Origin of the sequence: Alteribacter natronophilus, assembly GCF_006007885.1 — a bacterium.
Lineage (GTDB): Bacteria > Bacillota > Bacilli > Bacillales > Salisediminibacteriaceae > Alteribacter > Alteribacter natronophilus.
The window spans coordinates 466,419-482,063 of the sequence record NZ_VCRO01000002.1 but is presented as its reverse complement, the minus strand read 5'-3'; the positions used below and the strand labels follow the sequence as shown (position 1 = coordinate 482,063).

Sequence of the window (15,645 nt, the reverse complement as noted above, 5' to 3'; positions counted from 1 at the left end):
ATAAGACTATACGAAAATAGCGGTATAAAAACCCATAAAAAAAAGAGACTTGCCAGTCTCCAATCAAAATCACTATTACCCGAGCGTTCACTTTTGTGAACGCTCTAGTTTAATTAACGGTATGCGTCGACCCAGCCGTTGCGGATGGAAGTGACCAGTGCATCCGTTCTGTCCGAAGCATTCAGTTTTTTTAATAAGTGGCTGATAATCGTGCTGATCGTTGAAGGGGCCAGAAACAGCTGCTGTGCAATATGTATATTATTATAACCTTCCAGAAGCAGCTGAAGGACGTTCTGTTCGTTCATCGTCAGTACACCCTCAACCTCCTCTTTCTGAAGCACCAGCCTTTTAATCGGCTGTTCTTTCAGCTTCACCCGTTCAATTTCCCGGATCAGCATAGCGTGAAAGCGCGGCTCGAGAAAAGCAGAGGCTCCGCTCTGTCTGAAAACAAAATCGAGCTCTTTTTGAAAGTATTCAAGGGACATAAGGCCCGTCAGGCTCTCGGCCATTAAGTATGGAAACAGGCTGACAGGCTCAGTTTCCGATGGTGCCATTACGAAAAGCTTTGTTCCCGGCACCGCTTCTGCCGCTGTTTCTATTGCATCTTTAGTTTCCCGTTTATATCCGTTAACAACGAAGACGATTGCTTCACAGTCATCTGTCGGCAGGGTGTATGTATCATGATGAAGGAACCTGTAATCACTGTTCGTTCCGGAAAGCTGGGAGAGGCCGCTATTTTCCAGGATATGTTCAGGATCAAGGAAAAGAATGGTCTTTGTACTTACAGCTGAAGTACTCGTCATCGTAATCATCGTCCTGTTCTCCTCTCTGTAAGTTCATAATACAAGACTATCAAACTCTGCTAAAATTAAACAAGATTCGATTGTCGTTGATTGTTTATGTCGGTACTAGGTCTATTTTTGATTTTTTACCCAGGAATAGCTCTTAAGACCGAAAATTCCGACTACTGTACTTTTTATCAGTGTCAAAGGTCCTGGTTATTTTGTTCTTTTCACAAATGCCTGGAGGTCATTAATCAGATCCTCCGAATGCGCTTTTGATGCTGCCCTGTTTTCGGCCTGGATCGCTTCGTAGACTTCCTTACGGTGAATTTCCACATCTGCAGGGGCTGTGATGCCGATTTTCACCTGGCCGCCGTCGGTTTCCACGATCCTCACTTCGATCTCATCACCAATTTTAATCGATTCACCCGGTTTTCTTGAGAGTACAAGCATGTCTAACGTCCTCCGTGTGCTGCCGGCTGCTGAATCCCGTGGCGCGTAGTATAGTCGGGGTTTTGAAGAACAAACTGAGAGCCCCTCATCGCTTCATTATTAATTACAAGCGGGCCTTTCAGGTTTGCCGTCGTTTTTTCAAACGGGCTCTGGACGGTAAGCATAACGAAAATCGATACATCCTCTTTTCGTACAATATGAAGCTTTTCCATGAGGGAATCGTTTAATTTCACTTCGTAGTCCGGGAAGAATAAAAACGGATCTGCCAGCACAAATGCGAGATCCGGAGTGTCCACCGATTGCAGCTGAAAAAATGGTGCGGCCTGTTCACCGAATGGAAGCAGTACAAACTGCCTTTCGTTTTCAAAGCTGGGGAGCCCCTGGGGGAAAAAGACGATGTCCTGCGGATCTATTTCGATGCTGCCCATATACTTCGTTGAAACGTTCAACATTATCACTCCAAACGTGCGTTATTTCTATTTTAGGAAAATTTTCCCCAAAAACCAAGTGTTTCTGCGATATTTTTACATATTTCTTCATCTACTTGAAATATTTAATCCATAACAACTCTACATCAGCCTTAATGGAATTTAAAAAACAGCAGCCGTTCAGAGCTGCTGTCGCATTCGTTCTACCTCAGAAAATCAAGAAGAGACGGCTGCATGATCCTGGCCGATGAGGCAAGGCTTGCCTGATGGATATTTTCCCTCGCCATCAACTCGGTGATCACTTTCGACATATCCGCGTCCTCGTTTTCGGACTGCATCCTTTTTGTGAGCAGTTCCTGGTCGTTCACGCGGTCGGTAATCATATCGACCCTCACCTGCCTGGCACCGAGTTCGGATCTTGCGTTTACCACCTCATCCAGACGTCCGTTTACCGTTCCGATCAGCTCGTTGAGGGTATCCTCACTTGTCTCCGGATTCCTCAATGCCTCCTCCAGTACCGTCAGGTCTGCAAAAAGACCGGCATTAAATACAGACTGGGGATCCACGTTGGCCTGGATATTTACGCCTTTCTGCATTTCAAAGGCAACAGGGTCGCCGTTCCGGGAAACCCCTTCCGAAGAGGAGAGAACAACTTTGTATGCTTCCACAGCTTCCGTCATCAGTGCCGGGCCTTCCTCCGTTTCCTCCGTCCATTCACGGGTAAAAGCAGGGGAATCAGGCAGTCCATCAACTGTAATCCGTTCACCGTTTTCATTGCGGAATGCAATCTGCTCATCACCGGTTTCAAATTCATAGCGCTCACCGCCGAAATATACCGCGTAAGGCCCTGCTTCTTCCCCGCCTTCCTCAAGCCAGTCCGCAAACGGCCCTTCAGTAAATGACAGGCTGAGCATGTCGTCGTTTACCGGCTTACTGCCTGTATCAGTACCGTTAAACAGATACTTGCCGTTTGACTGTGAATTTGCCAGCGTCACGATGTGATTTCTGATTTCCTTCACTTCCGCAGCGATATCGGTCCGGTCTTCCGGGGTGTAGCTGCCGTTTGCCGCCTGAACCGACAGCTCCCGTACACGCTGAAGTGAACCTGCTGTCTGATCGAGGGCTGCTTCGGAATCCGCGAGCCAGTTGTTTACCTGTGAGGTGTTACGCTGGAACTGCTCAATTTCAGCAGCCTGGGAGCGGTAGCCGTGTGCGGCCATGGCAGCAGAAGGATTCTGTGACGGCCTGGTATACTTTTTGCCTGTGGAGGCCTGATTCTGCAGGTCATGCAGTTTCTGAAAGTTCTGGTTGATGTGCTGGATCGATCTTGAAGTGATCATTGACTGTGTTACACGCAAAACATTCTCCTCCTTCCTTCGGTTACATATTACCTGCCCACTACACCCATGCCGTTAATGATGCGGTCAAGCATTTCATCCATGGCGGTCATGCTTCTGGCAGCGGCGTTATATGCATGCTGAAACTGTACGAGATTACTCATTTCCTCATCGAGCGATACACCGCTCACGGATTCCCGGCGGTCGCCGACAGCACTCTGAATGTCAGCGGCAGTCTTTGCCATTCTGCCTGCTTCACTCGTTTTGACCGCTGTATCACCGACGATACTCTGATAAAAGCTCTGTGCGTCCGTTTCGGTTCCCCCGAAGGAAAACGTTTTGTCCCTCATGTTCCCGAGTGCCGCGGCGTGACTGCCGTTACCTGTCGCCCCCTCCGGAGAAGAGGAAGCTGCGATATTGTTCACGTCATCCAGGATGTCCTGGTGAACAGTGATTCTTCCTGCTGCTCCTGAAATTTCCCCTTCAGGAAACGGTTCGAAAAACGGTCCACCACCCTCGCCATCAAGTGAGAACCCTTCTTCGTGGAGCGCGTTAAACTCAGTAATGTATGTATAAGCGAGTGTATCGAAATCGTTCTGAATATCCACCAGCGTCCCTTGGGCGTTACCGTCATTGGTATAGCCGAAAAATTCCGCCTGGGCCCTGAGTTTTCCTGAAGACGTGAAATCACTGACGGAAAAAGCAGTCACGCCTGCTTCTTCACCGGCATCCAGCTGCTCAGGGGTACCGGTGGAGATGCTGTCAAGGAGTCCCGATTCCCCGTTAAATCCGAGGCGGATTTCCTTATGAGTGCCTTCAGCTCCGTCCACAAGTGTATCCATCCTGAGACCGTTCTGATCGAGCAGATTTATGGTGTAGCCACCGGCCATGGCACTTTTGCCGCTGCCGGCGGGTGCACTTCGATCCACAGAGATGTTCATAAAACCTGACAGCTCATCGACCATCCGGTCACGTGCATCGTAAAGGTCGTTCGGTACCTGGCCGTGTGATTCCAGTGAGGTTATCTGTTCATTAATCGCGCTGATCTGACCGAGAAGACCATTGATTTCACTTTCACTCGCTTCAAGTTCCCGGGATGTCTGGCGGCGGATCGAATCCAGTCCGTCGGATGTATATTTAAATGACTCTGCCAGGGCTGTCCCGTTTTCCTTCAAAACAGTACGAAGGCCTGTATCGGACGGGTCAGTGCTCAGATCCTGCAGTGACTGCCAGAACCGGTCCATCGAAGTGCCAATCCCGGTTCCTGACGTTTCATTGAAAAGATCCTCCACCCGCTCAAGGGAACTGTGCCTGGTGCTCCATTCTCCGTGACGGCTTGTTTCACTCCGGAAACGGTCATCGAGAAAGTCGTCTCTCACACGTGCCACTGACTGAGCCTCAACGCCTGTTCCGATCTGCCCGGGAATGCCGGGACGGTTCATTCCTGTACCGGGAAAAGCCTGTGAGGGAGACATATTTACCCGCTGGCGCGAGTATCCTTCCGTCCCTGCGTTTGCAATATTGTGTCCGGTCGTATGTATGGCGGTCTGCTGCGTGTTAATTGCACGGCGCGCCGTTTCCAATCCATGAAATGTAGACATGGTACCTCTCCTTTTCCGTCAGGCCCGGGAATCAAAAAGCACCCGCTCTGCCACTCCGGCCTGTTCTTTTCCCCGGTTCGAGTAATGTCCCGAATGCCTCCGCGGCACGGCCGCTTCAAGAGTCATGTTAACCAGGCGAAGTGAGTCTTCCAGAAGTTCATCGTTTCGTCTGTTCCGCTCCTGCAGCTCCCGAATCGTTTCAAGCAGTCTTTCTCTCAGATGTCTTAATGTTTCTGCTTCCGAGTCGGTTAAGTGCGGAAGAAGATCCTCAACAGCCGGGTTTTCCACTTCTGCCTGGTTATTCAGGACCGCTTTCGCAGCATCAATGCGGAGGTTTTCCAGCTCAGAAGCCCGGCTGACGAGTTTCGTTTCCTCCCGGACGATCTCCTGCAGACGGGAAAACTCCCCCCTGATGATTACACTGCTTTTTTCCTCTGCCAGTAATAAAAGCTCCTTGTGCACCTCGTGAAGAAGCTCAATCGTTTCGTTCAGTTGACGGGCCACAGCTGTCACTCCTTTTTAGGAACCCCAGAATTCGTACATTTTCCTGGCTGTTTCCTTATGGTTTAAGTCATAGGTGCCGTTGGCAATCTTCTGCCTGATTTCCTCTGTTTTTGCCAGTCTCTCCGGTGAAGCCACCGTATCTTTCTGCATCGTTTTCGCTTCGTGTGAAATCTGCACTTCATCGGTTTTCGCTTTCTCCGGCTCCTTTTCAGCACCTCTGCCTTTCATCTGGTTCTGATAGTGCTGAATCGGCTGATAGGGATTGATTTTCATACCGTTCACCTCGCTTACGTGCGGTTATTTGTATAGTATACCGATGGTCCCGGTTCTGTTTTCCGCTGTTCGAACTGCTTTTCCCGTTCGGACTTTTCCAGATCGTCCAGGATCGTCGTCCGGCATGTACGGCAGAGTCTCGCCTGCCGGATCGGACTTCTGCACGACTCGCACGGATACGCAAGTGCCGGGAATTTCGCCAGGCGGATCCGCCCCGCTTTTATAAAGGAAATAATCCGTTTTTCCGCAACGCCGGTTTCGTTTGTCACTCTCTGGAGTGTTGCATCATTGTTTTGGTCAAGATACCTGAGCACTTTTGAAAAAAGATCTTCGGTTGCTTTATGGCAGCGGATACAGACGGGCTGTGAATGTTTAATAAACAGTTTTCCGCAGTGCTCACAGTTCGCCAGGTTCTTCATCCGCCCACCTCCAGTCGTCTCTTTCTTTATTATCGGTCTTTCCCTGCTAATTGTTAAGACCGGATTTCAAAATCTTCAACCTAAGCTCTCGCAAGTGTCAGGCCCGATACAGCTTCGGCACCGCCTTCGTAGAGAACCCGGGCAGCGCTCCTGATTGTGGCTCCTGTCGTGTAAATGTCGTCGATCAGGATAAACCCTTTATTATCAGGCAGGGATACAGGGTCAATCCGAAATACCCGGTCTGCGGTGCCGATCCGCTCACGCCTGGAGCGCTTGCTCTGTTTTCCTGCCTGGCCGCTGCGTGTGAGTATATTTACCGGCCTGCATGCAGCTGCGAGAAGTTCCGCCTGGTTGAAGCCCCGCTCGTACTGACGCTCTTCAGAAAGGGGAATCGGGACAACGCAGGCCTCTGCTGCGGCCGAGCCGAGCCTACGGGCGATTTCACCGGTGAACAGCTCTGCCAGGCACGCATCGCCGCGGTATTTAAAACGGGCAATAAGCTCTTTCATCCAGCTGTTATATTCGTAGAGGGAGAGGTTTGTAAATGGGTGATCGGCCCAGAACCTGTCCTCTTTCCAAGCTCTGCAGTCGCTGCAAAGGATAGGGGAGCCGGTCCGGCTGCATCCGGGACAGCTGGAGAGGGCATCGATGGAGATGAGCTTATCCGTACACGCCGGACAGAGTCTGCGCTCTTCACCAAGGCCGAGGACCGCCTGCCAGCTCACCGGCTCTGCATAGCCGTTTCCACAGTAGAGGCACCGATCTGTTTCATTTAATAAGTCTTTCCAGTTCATCTGCTTATGCCCTCCCGTTCGCGATTCATCGCTTCAATCTGCTGCCGGGCCCGTACCATCGCTTTAGTTGACCCGTCGTGAAAAAAGCAGACGTCTCCTTCCGGCTCATCCGGGCTCCGTCCTGCCCGGCCGGAAATCTGAACGAGAGCAGATTCTGTAAACCGGCTGTCATCTGCCCCGAGGACACCCACCTGCACTCCTTTTACCGTAACACCCCGCTCGAGTATGGTAGTCGTCAGAAGCAGCCTCGTCTTCCCCTGCCTGAAACGGGTGACTTTCTCTTTTCTGTCCGGATCCTCTGAATACACACTTTCCACTGGAACGCGGAACTGTTTTTGAGCGGCAGGAAGGATCTGCTTCAGGAGCTTCACAGTGGGAACAAAGAGAAAGATCTGCTTTTCATTTTCAAGGTGGCCTCTGAGCCATCGGGTAACTGCTGCCGGGATCTCCTGCTTTTCTGCTTTTTTCCGCCAGCGGAAAGTCCAGACGAACCGGGGCACCGGAAGATCATAGCCGTGGTAGCGTCGTGGAACGATTACCGACGGCAGGGTTCCGCTGATCGAGGCACGCTGCATCCGGCGTTCCGGTGTGGCTGTGAGGTATACTTTGTGACTGTTCAATTTCGCGGCGTTCTCCACTGCAAAATGCAGCATCGGTTCGTGTGTATAGGGGAACGCATCGACTTCATCGATAATGACAGCATCGAACGTCCGGTAAAACCGGAGCAGCTGGTGAGTCGTGCTGATAGTAAGGTCTGCATCGGCAAAACGGTCGGAGGAGCCGCCGTAAAAAGCAGCGATCTCTGTGTCCGGAAACGCCTGGTCAAAACGGGGCTCCAGCTCCCTGACCACGTCTGAGCGGGGAGTGGCGACGAGCACTCTTTTCCCGCTCTTCAGGGCTTTTTGAATACCGCTGAACAGCATTTCGGTTTTCCCCGCCCCGCACACGGCCCAAAGGAGACATTCGCCCGGTGGGCCGTTTTGTAACCGGTTCGTGAGAAAATCGGATGCATGCTTTTGTCCTGGCGACAGTGTGCCTTCCCAGGCGAGCGTGTGGGCTGCATTTTTTGGGTCTTCCGCTGCCGGCACGTTGGAGGTGACGAAAATCGAACACTCCGACACGCGGCCCATCATGATGCATTTTCTGCAGTAGGTGCAGTGTTTTCTACACCGGAAACAGTGAAACAACGCCTGATCGGCTGGCGAGTTCGCCCCGCAGCGGCGGCACTGCTTATCTTTTGTGAAGCCGGTCGTAAAACGGATAAAACCTTTGGCAAAGTGTTTCTGAATCGTTTCCAGTGAAGAATCCGGGAGAAGTTCGTCAAGAAGTAGGCGACGCCCTTTCAGCATGTGCATGAGCCGGATGTCCGGTTCGAATCCAGGTGCAGGGTCAGGCGTGAACAGGGTTTCTACCGGAATGTCAGGCAGGCGGAGAAATTCTGCGGGAACGTGGCTGTTTACGAGTGGTTCCATCACCGGCCAGACCCGGCCTCGTGGAATCGGCTGTTCGGGGAGGAAATGGTGATCTGCGGGGAAATGATGGTCAGGGGAGTTTACGGGCAGGAAACGCATGAAACGATCCCTCCATGGCTTGGCATTATGTATATGCCTGATTTTAGATTTTTGCAGTGCTGGTGTCGAATGAGGAAAGTGTGTGTTTACGGGAGAGGATGTCAGGTTTTGGTAGTTGATTTGTGAGATTTGCGGCGGGGTAACCGTAGATTTAGTTATATATAGAGGGAAAGCGAGGTATTTCGGAGCTGCAATTTCAGCGGATAAATCCAAAGTATCGCCCATCTCCCAACCTCCCAATTCATACAAAATAAAAGCACCCCGCATCAAAACGGGGCGCTTCAGTATGACAATTACGCTGTCGGCTTGATCCAGCCGATTCCGAGGCTGCCTTCGCCGAGGTGGGTGCCGATGACCGGGCCGAAGTAGCTGATGTAGACGTTCGCTGACGGGTATTTCATCTTCAGATCGTCGGCAATTTCCTCTGCTTTTTCCGGACGGTTGGCGTGGATCACCACGATGTCGAGCGCTTCGCCGTGGCGGGCATCTTCGTCAAGAAGCCCTTCAATGCGGGCAAGGGCTTTCTTGGCCGTACGCACTTTTTCAAACGGCACGATCACTTTATTCTCAAAGTGAAGCACGGGCTTGATCTGGAGAAGGCTGCCCACGAACAGCTGGGCGCCGTTCAGCCGGCCGCCGCGGTGCAGGTGGCTCAGATCATCTGCCATAAAGTAGGCGCGCATGTTGTCTTTCATCTTATATAAATAGTCCATAATCTCTTTGCTCGTTTTGCCTTCGCGGATCATTCTGGCAGCCGTCAGTGCAAAGAAACCCTGGGGCATGCAGCTGATTTCGGAATCGAACACGTGAATCTCGATGCCCTCCATCATGTTCGCTGCGCTCACCGCTGTCTGATACGTACCGCTGATGCCGCTGGAGAGGGTAACCACAATAATTTCGTCATGCTCCTCGGCAAGTTTGCTGTATGTTTCCTCGAAAAGTCCAACAGATGGCTGAGACGTCTTCGGCAGTGTTTCTTTCGTTTTCATTTCTTCATAGAACTGCTCGGTTGTAATGTCGAGCTCTTCTTTATACTCTTCATCGCCGAACACAACATTAAGGGGGATCATGGCGATGTCATGCTCTTCACGAAGCTGCTTGGGTATGTAGGATGTACTGTCTGTCAGAACAGCAATTCTATTCATCGGCTGCTTCCTCACTTTCCATAACTATGGTTTAATGGTCACGATCTCTTGTAGTCTTGATAAAATAGTAGCAGGTAATAAGCCGCCTTGTCTATCTTTTATTTACAGGGGAAACAATAAGCGCCGCCTGCATTTTTACAGCGTTAAAATAACGGCCAACAGAAAGACGGCGCACTGATGCGCCGCCGTGGTAAAGAATTAATTTACTTTTACCCAGCCATTTTTAATAGCGTCCACAACCGCCTGGGTACGGTCGTTCATGTTCATTTTCTGAAGGATGTTGCTGACGTGGTTTTTGACCGTCTTTTCGCTGATGTAGAGCGTTTCCCCGATTGCACGGTTGCTCTTGCCGTCTGTCATCAGCTGAAGCACTTCACACTCCCGGCGTGTCAGAAGATGCAGCGGGCGGCGGTATTCCACTTCACGGAAGCCGACTTCCGCTTCTTCCTTGTCATCGTTGGCAAGGCGGCGGTACTCATTAATGAGGTTATGCGTGACCTTCGGATGGATGTAGGCACCTCCGTCTGCCACTACTTTTACCGCTTCAATCAGTGCGTCGGTATCCATCTCCTTGAGAAGATAACCATCAGCCCCTGTTTTAAGGACGTGTGTGACGTAAGTCTCATCGTCATGGATGGAAAGAATGAGCACCTTCACTTCAGGAAACGTTTCAACAAGGCTTTTCGTTGCTTCCACGCCGTTTACATTCGGCATGTTAATATCCATCAGTACAACGTTTGGCTGATGTTCCCTCACGAGCTCTACAGCTGTATCGCCGTCGCTCCCCTCCGCTACAATGTCGAATGATTTCTCCATTGCAAGAATCCGTTTTACTCCTTCACGGAAAAGCTGATGATCATCGACTATTACTATTTTAATATTATCTCTCTCGCTCATATCTGTACTCCTCCTCCAGGTCCTCTTACCCTCAATAATGATCTGCTCTGGTTTATTGTTGTATTCTATCATTTTATCGGATATTACAGTATCGCTTTCGCGAGCCTTAAGACACAGGTCAATCTATTATGCTCTCATTCGTCAGCCGGAAATAGGGATTTGAACCATGATCATAGTCCCTTCTCCGGGCTTTGAGTTGATCGTGAGCTGCCCGTCGAGCATGTTCACGCGTTCTCTCATACCCATAAGACCGAATGAGCCTTCCTTTTTTTCTTCCGGATTAAAGCCTCTTCCATCATCTTTAATCACAGCCAGCGCCTGTGTCGGCTCCAGCTCGATTTTGACAGTTACGTGCTTCGGTTCGGCGTGCTTAAATGCATTCTGGACCGATTCCTGGATAAAGCGGAAAATCGCCACTTCCATTTCGGAGGGAAGCCTGATTTCCCTTCCTTCATTGCGGAATGTAATACGAAGGCCGCTCTGTTCCTGAAAATTCTTCAGGTACTTGGCGATCGTTGGGACAAGTCCAAGATCATCAAGGGCCATTGGCCGAAGATCATAAATAATCCGCCTGACTTCCGCAAGTGATTCCTTCACAAGGCCGCGAAGACTTTTAATTTCCGCAAGAGCTTCATCGATCCCCTGCTGGTTGTATACCCGCTCCACAAGTTCGGAGCGAAGCAGGATATTGGCCATTGTCTGTGCGGGACCGTCGTGAATCTCACGGGACAGACGCTTACGCTCTTCTTCCTGCGCTTCGATAATCTTCAGGCCGAATTTCTGCATTTCACGGGCGTCAGCCACCATTTCACTGATGTTCTGCAGATCGCCGGTGAGATAATGGATCACAATATTAATCTGTGCCGAAATCGTATCAGCTTTTTCCAGTGTGCCTTTCAGCTTCATCAGACGGCGCTCAATGCCGTCCTGTTTTTCACGGAGCTGCTTGTCCTCTTGTCTGAGGACGGCGAGCTGGACCTGATAATCATTGGCAATTTCGTATGCTTCCTTTACCTGAATATCGCTGTAGTTGGAAACGTGATTGCTCACTTCGGCAAGACGGTTTCTTGCAAATCGGGAATGGCGCTCCATTCTGCTCGTTTTTCCCACAAGAGAAAGAACCCGCTCCTGGAGATCACTGGCTTCCGCTTTTAACTGTTCATATTCCGTCCGTGAACGTTCACTGATCGCAAAGATCTGTTCTTTACTCTCTTCCACTTTCGCAACCATGACGTTCAGTATGTCGTCGAGCTGTTCGGTTGCAGAAAGTTCTTCTGTCTGATTCTCCATCGGTTACACCCCCGGACATCAGTGCCTGCCGGCCTAATGCTCTGGCATCCCCTTGTATACTCGTTCGCAAAGTCGCGTGTATTTATGGGGATGAAAATTCCTTATTAAGGGAACGCACTTCAGATGGGCCGGTCCGAGCCTTGGAAATCAAGGCTTTACAACCGTCATGAAAGGGTATCTACTTGACACCAATTCTCTTCCATCTTAACCTAAAACTATCGTTCAAGGACGGCTTGACGGCACTTTATAGATTTTTTCATAAGTTTCGCACAGGTTTTCACCTGGATCCGACAAAGCAAGGGAGACTTCGTATGCTTACTTCTTATTATACAGTAAAAGGCTACAGTGAACATGAAATTACCATACAAAAATCACGGTTTATCGCGTATGTACAACGTGTCACTACCCCGGAGGACGCTGTATCTTTTATAGAGGAAATTAAAAAGACACACTGGGACGCCAATCATAACTGCTCCGCGTACATGATCGGCGAGCAGGATCAGATCCAGAAAGCAAACGATGACGGGGAGCCCTCCGGAACTGCCGGTGTGCCGATGCTCGAGGTACTGAAAAAACGGCAGCTCAAAGACACCGTTGTTGTGGTAACCCGGTACTTCGGTGGAATCAAACTCGGTGCAGGTGGACTGATCCGGGCTTACGGGACATCCACTTCGGAAGGAATCAACGCTGCAGGCGTCGTGGAGCGCAGCCTTGCACAGATATACAAAACGTCCATGGACTATACCCTCCTCGGCAAAGTGGAAAACGAGCTGAGGGGCTCCGAGTTTCAGATCAAGGAAATTCACTATCTTGATCGGGTGACGATTGATTCCTATGTAAAATCCGGACGGGAGGAAGCGTTTGAAGAAATGCTTACCAACCTGACGAGCGGACAGTGCGAATTTGAAAAAAGCGGCCAGGTTTATCTTGAAACTGACGTTCAGTAACACGAATTGTGGATTGCAAACACGCACCGTGTGATCAGGCCTGAAACCGGCTCTTTCCGTGATACATTTGAGCTGGTGATGATCATGGAAACTTTTGGTGAGCGCCTTCGTCTGCTGAGAATTGAGCAGAATATCAGCCAGGAAATGCTGGCACAGAAACTTAACATCAGTAAAAGCACCGTAAGCATGTACGAACGGAACGAGCGCCAGCCGTCTTTTACGACAGTCATCAATCTGGCAAGGCTGTTTGGTGTGTCCACGGACTACCTTCTCGGTATGAAGCCGTATGACCGTGGCGGCAACGGTGTTCTTACGGAAGCTTCTCTTTCAAGTGAAGAAGTGGAATACTTGCGGGAACAGCTGAATCTGTACCGTACACATATTCGAAAAAGGCAGAGATAAAGCCACTGGGCGGGTAGAAGCTCAGTGGCTGTTTTATGTCTATTACTATATATACCATGGAACGTAAAGCTCCGCTTCACGCCGTGCGCTTCGCTGGAACAATAAGCGTCTAATTAAATTTCTCTGAAAAGTAAAGCTCCGCTTCACGCCGTACGCTCGCTTTCCGCGGCGATGCCGGCAAGCCTCCTCGGGCTTTGCCCTGCGGGGTCTCGCCTGGCCTCCATTGCCGCAGGAGTCTCGCTTCCGGCGTTTCGCTTCGTTGGTAACCACGGGACTATTTTTTTACTCTGAGGCTTGAAGTTTATATCATAACTTTCTGGCTGAAGAGCGTTTTAATACGTTTTCGCTTTTATCGTATTATAACTTCCTGGCTGCAGCGTGTTTTAATAGGTTTCCGCTTTTATCGTATTAAAACTTCCTGGCTGCAGTGCGTTCTAATATGATTCTGCTCTTATCATATTAGAACTTTCTTTGCTCTGCGCGTTTTAATTCAATTCTGCTCTTTTCGTATTAGAACTTCCTTTGCTTCTTCGCGTTTTAATACGATTCTGCTCCTATCGCATTATAACTCCCTGGCTGCAGCTCGTTTTAATTCGTTTTCACTCTTATCGTATTAAAACTTCCCGGCCGCAGCGCATTTTACGCCGCGACATACAGGAAGTCATTTTAACATGCAGCTGGTTATTCCATTTCCGCCCAGAATTCGTTCGCACGATCTACTACGGTACTGCTTGGTTCTCCTTCAATCATCATCGTCACGATGTAGTTTTCGGCGTCGGTGCTGACATACCAGCCGATCCGGTCCCCGTCCACTTCTTCTTCGATATCCTCGGACTGCTCAGGCGCGTCCAGCTCGGCTGTACCGGTCTTGCTGGCCAGTCTGAAGCTGTGTCCCGGGCTGGAGCGGTATGCCGTACCGTTCGGGTCTTCTGTCACAGCGTAAAGAGTGTCCAGGACAGTGGAGGCGGTTTCCTCGGAAATCACGCCCTCTTCCCAGGTTCCACCTGCTTCATCGATAAGAAGTGTCGGCTGGACGACGTCCCCGGCGTTCACAAACATGGAATAGAGAACGGTTAAGTGGACAGGCGACATGAGCACTTCACCCTGGCCATAGGCTGTATCCGCAAGCAGCGTCTCACTGGACAGGCCGTCGTTTGAAAGCTGTGACGGCCAGAATGGATATTCCAGGTTCATTGAAGTCCCGAAACCGAACTTTTCAGCCCACTCTTCCATAACCTCCCCGCCAAACTCAAGAGCCTGCCGGGCGAAGTAGATGTTATCCGAGTATTTCATACCCGCAGTCAGATCCACTTCATCTGTATTTTCCTCTACCCGCGTAATTTCCCGATCCCCCCAGCCGCCGTCTTCCGGCTGCCACTGTTCTCCCTCAATGTGAAGGATCTCTTCGGGGTCAAGTGTGCCTTCTTCCATTCCGATTGCCGCGGTGAAAGGTTTGAATACCGAGCCGGGAACAATCGGCTGGTTAAACCGCCTGTCTGTAACCCCCCTGTCGTCTGCGCGCCATTCTTCACGTTCAGGTGATGCTGTTCCAAGATAGGTCTGGTTAGGTTCAAATGTTGGCGTACTCACCATCGCAAGCATCTCACCGGATGAAGGATCCATTACAACTGCTGCTCCGGCATCATCGCCAAGGATGTCCATCAGTGTCCATTGGAGTTTGCTGTCGATTGTTGTATGAATTTCCTCTCCGTCTTCAGGTTCTTCACTGCTGAGCCGTTCCCGGTAGTTTCCGTCCTGGTCCACCACCTGCAGGTCTTCACCTAATGTTCCACGGAGCTGTTCTTCAAATTCCCGTTCCAGCCCGAAGCGGGCCCATTGACTCCCCATTTCATAACCAATCCAGTCTGCCTCCTCCAGGTCATCTGCCTGCATATCCTGCAGAAAACCAACCAGCTGGGCAGTAGCGTAGGACTGCGGGTACACGCGTCCCGAATAGGTGCTGATACTGAGCCCCGGGATGTCCGCCTGACGAAGCTCTTCCACTCTTTCGTCTTCAAGGGGCATACTCATAACGGGTGCATGCCAGTCCGGATTATCCTCATGCCTCTTAATTTCAGCCAGTACATCTGAAGATTCGATCCCTAATATCTCCGCAAATGTCTCCGCTTCTTTTTCGGCATCCTCCACATTCATGTACACGAAACCGGCATTGTGATACTCACCATTCACTGCAAGACCATCCCCGTTACGGTCAAAAATCTCACCTCTTGTAAGACTGTCTTTACCGGTTGTCTCCAGCTGCAGCCGATCCGTCACCTCCTGCATTCCGGAGAAGATGTGGTCCGCCTGCCATTCCACTCGCCACTCGCTGTTCTCATCGAGCGTTAGAAAAACATCGGTTATGTATTCCCGTTCCCCGATCCCTGTTTCCATTTCCACAGTCACCGGATAAGTAAGAGATGTAATATTCTCCTGCTCTGCCGTGCTTTCCTCCGCTTCCTCGTCCTCTTCAAACAGATGATTCTGACTTTCATAGTTTACCTGGATGGAAGAAACCTCAATTGTCTCCCCTATTTCAGAGAAAGCGCGGTTAATCTGTTCAGCATCCACTTCTTCCAAGGAAGATTCACTGAACAGCTCAGCCATACCTTCTCCGTTCCGCTCTTCCCAGGCCGATACGTAGTTTTCCACCACACCATCCGGATTGAGCATCGACTCCGAATCTTCTTCCGGTGAGCAGGCGGATATTAGCAAAATCACTGAAACAGCACTGGTTATCAGATACCTTTTTGTTTTCATAGAAATCTCCTTTCCTCCCAGATAAAGTTATTCCACTGCTGA

The 15,645-nt window shown here is 50.3% G+C and carries 16 protein-coding genes; 2 read left to right on the top strand and 14 right to left on the bottom strand.

Going from position 1 to position 15,645, the window contains the following annotated elements; genetic code table 11:
* Nucleotides 1-113: 113 nt before the first annotated feature.
* The 13 genes from FGB90_RS09235 to FGB90_RS09175 all read right to left on the bottom strand — a co-directional run bounded on the left by FGB90_RS09235 (nt 114) and on the right by FGB90_RS09175 (nt 11,494).
* Entirely contained in the window at nt 114-812 is a 699-nt protein-coding gene (locus FGB90_RS09235) for a response regulator transcription factor (protein ID WP_138810532.1), read from the bottom strand.
* 186 nt (nt 813-998) lie between these two features.
* Nucleotides 999-1,235 (bottom strand): carbon storage regulator CsrA, encoded by a 237-nt coding sequence (csrA, locus tag FGB90_RS09230; protein WP_138810531.1) that lies wholly within the window; start codon nt 1,233-1,235, stop codon nt 999-1,001.
* Between the two features lie 2 nt (nt 1,236-1,237).
* Nucleotides 1,238-1,687 (bottom strand): flagellar assembly protein FliW, encoded by a 450-nt coding sequence (gene fliW, locus FGB90_RS09225; protein ID WP_246056117.1) that lies wholly within the window; start codon nt 1,685-1,687, stop codon nt 1,238-1,240.
* A gap of 179 nt (nt 1,688-1,866) precedes the next feature.
* Nucleotides 1,867-3,021 carry a flagellar hook-associated protein FlgL gene (flgL, locus tag FGB90_RS09220; RefSeq protein ID WP_138810530.1) on the bottom strand — a complete coding sequence of 385 codons (1,155 nt, stop codon included), beginning with the start codon at nt 3,019-3,021 and terminating at the stop codon, nt 1,867-1,869.
* Between the two features lie 29 nt (nt 3,022-3,050).
* Entirely contained in the window at nt 3,051-4,601 is a 1,551-nt protein-coding gene (gene flgK, locus FGB90_RS09215; protein ID WP_138810529.1) for a flagellar hook-associated protein FlgK, read from the bottom strand.
* An 18-nt stretch (nt 4,602-4,619) separates the two neighbouring features.
* Nucleotides 4,620-5,105 (bottom strand): flagellar protein FlgN, encoded by a 486-nt coding sequence (locus FGB90_RS09210; protein ID WP_171051767.1) that lies wholly within the window; start codon nt 5,103-5,105, stop codon nt 4,620-4,622.
* 15 nt (nt 5,106-5,120) lie between these two features.
* Nucleotides 5,121-5,378, bottom strand: coding sequence for a flagellar biosynthesis anti-sigma factor FlgM (gene flgM, locus FGB90_RS09205; protein ID WP_138810527.1), 258 nt, complete (start codon nt 5,376-5,378; stop codon nt 5,121-5,123).
* A 14-nt stretch (nt 5,379-5,392) separates the two neighbouring features.
* Entirely contained in the window at nt 5,393-5,797 is a 405-nt protein-coding gene (locus FGB90_RS09200) for a TIGR03826 family flagellar region protein (protein ID WP_138810526.1), read from the bottom strand.
* Between the two features lie 80 nt (nt 5,798-5,877).
* Nucleotides 5,878-6,591 carry a ComF family protein gene (locus FGB90_RS09195; RefSeq protein ID WP_138810525.1) on the bottom strand — a complete coding sequence of 238 codons (714 nt, stop codon included), beginning with the start codon at nt 6,589-6,591 and terminating at the stop codon, nt 5,878-5,880.
* Nucleotides 6,588-8,162, bottom strand: coding sequence for an ATP-dependent helicase ComFA (locus FGB90_RS09190; RefSeq protein WP_171051766.1), 1,575 nt, complete (start codon nt 8,160-8,162; stop codon nt 6,588-6,590). Before FGB90_RS09190 ends, FGB90_RS09195 begins: the two co-directional genes overlap by 4 nt.
* A gap of 293 nt (nt 8,163-8,455) precedes the next feature.
* Entirely contained in the window at nt 8,456-9,307 is an 852-nt protein-coding gene (locus tag FGB90_RS09185; RefSeq protein ID WP_138810523.1) for a DegV family protein, read from the bottom strand.
* Between the two features lie 198 nt (nt 9,308-9,505).
* Complete coding sequence (locus tag FGB90_RS09180; protein WP_138810522.1) at nt 9,506-10,204, bottom strand: response regulator; 699 nt, start codon at nt 10,202-10,204, stop codon at nt 9,506-9,508.
* A gap of 141 nt (nt 10,205-10,345) precedes the next feature.
* Nucleotides 10,346-11,494: a sensor histidine kinase gene (locus FGB90_RS09175; RefSeq protein WP_138810521.1), complete on the bottom strand. Its 1,149-nt coding sequence runs from the start codon at nt 11,492-11,494 to the stop codon at nt 10,346-10,348.
* A gap of 311 nt (nt 11,495-11,805) precedes the next feature.
* Between FGB90_RS09175 and FGB90_RS09170 the strand changes: the two genes are divergently transcribed.
* Both FGB90_RS09170 and FGB90_RS09165 read left to right on the top strand, forming a co-directional pair.
* Nucleotides 11,806-12,441, top strand: a complete 636-nt coding sequence (locus FGB90_RS09170; RefSeq protein ID WP_138810520.1) for a YigZ family protein — start codon at nt 11,806-11,808, stop codon at nt 12,439-12,441.
* Between the two features lie 84 nt (nt 12,442-12,525).
* A complete protein-coding gene (locus tag FGB90_RS09165) occupies nt 12,526-12,843 on the top strand; it encodes a helix-turn-helix domain-containing protein (protein ID WP_171051765.1) in 318 nt (105 codons plus the stop codon).
* 681 nt (nt 12,844-13,524) lie between these two features.
* On the opposite strand, the gene FGB90_RS09160 is transcribed toward FGB90_RS09165, so the two are convergent.
* The gene (locus FGB90_RS09160) at nt 13,525-15,603 is read right to left on the bottom strand and encodes a penicillin-binding transpeptidase domain-containing protein (RefSeq protein WP_138810518.1); all 2,079 of its coding nucleotides are present in this window, start codon (nt 15,601-15,603) and stop codon (nt 13,525-13,527) included.
* Nucleotides 15,604-15,645 lie beyond the last annotated feature (42 nt).

Bases quoted from the DNA above. Each gene is read 5' to 3' on its own strand.
- FGB90_RS09160 (WP_138810518.1), bottom strand. From the start codon at position 15,603: ATGAAAACAAAAAGGTATCTGATAACCAGTGCTGTTTCAGTGATTTTG.
- flgM (WP_138810527.1), bottom strand. From the start codon at position 5,378: ATGAAAATCAATCCCTATCAGCCGATTCAGCACTATCAGAACCAGATG.
- FGB90_RS09175 (WP_138810521.1), bottom strand. From the start codon at position 11,494: ATGGAGAATCAGACAGAAGAACTTTCTGCAACCGAACAGCTCGACGAC.
- FGB90_RS09195 (WP_138810525.1), bottom strand. From the start codon at position 6,591: ATGAACTGGAAAGACTTATTAAATGAAACAGATCGGTGCCTCTACTGT.
- fliW (WP_246056117.1), bottom strand. From the start codon at position 1,687: ATGTTGAACGTTTCAACGAAGTATATGGGCAGCATCGAAATAGATCCG.
- FGB90_RS09165 (WP_171051765.1), top strand. From the start codon at position 12,526: ATGGAAACTTTTGGTGAGCGCCTTCGTCTGCTGAGAATTGAGCAGAAT.
- flgK (WP_138810529.1), bottom strand. From the start codon at position 4,601: ATGTCTACATTTCATGGATTGGAAACGGCGCGCCGTGCAATTAACACG.
- FGB90_RS09180 (WP_138810522.1), bottom strand. From the start codon at position 10,204: ATGAGCGAGAGAGATAATATTAAAATAGTAATAGTCGATGATCATCAG.
- csrA (WP_138810531.1), bottom strand. From the start codon at position 1,235: ATGCTTGTACTCTCAAGAAAACCGGGTGAATCGATTAAAATTGGTGAT.
- FGB90_RS09185 (WP_138810523.1), bottom strand. From the start codon at position 9,307: ATGAATAGAATTGCTGTTCTGACAGACAGTACATCCTACATACCCAAG.
- FGB90_RS09235 (WP_138810532.1), bottom strand. From the start codon at position 812: ATGATTACGATGACGAGTACTTCAGCTGTAAGTACAAAGACCATTCTT.
- FGB90_RS09170 (WP_138810520.1), top strand. From the start codon at position 11,806: ATGCTTACTTCTTATTATACAGTAAAAGGCTACAGTGAACATGAAATT.
- FGB90_RS09190 (WP_171051766.1), bottom strand. From the start codon at position 8,162: ATGCGTTTCCTGCCCGTAAACTCCCCTGACCATCATTTCCCCGCAGAT.
- FGB90_RS09200 (WP_138810526.1), bottom strand. From the start codon at position 5,797: ATGAAGAACCTGGCGAACTGTGAGCACTGCGGAAAACTGTTTATTAAA.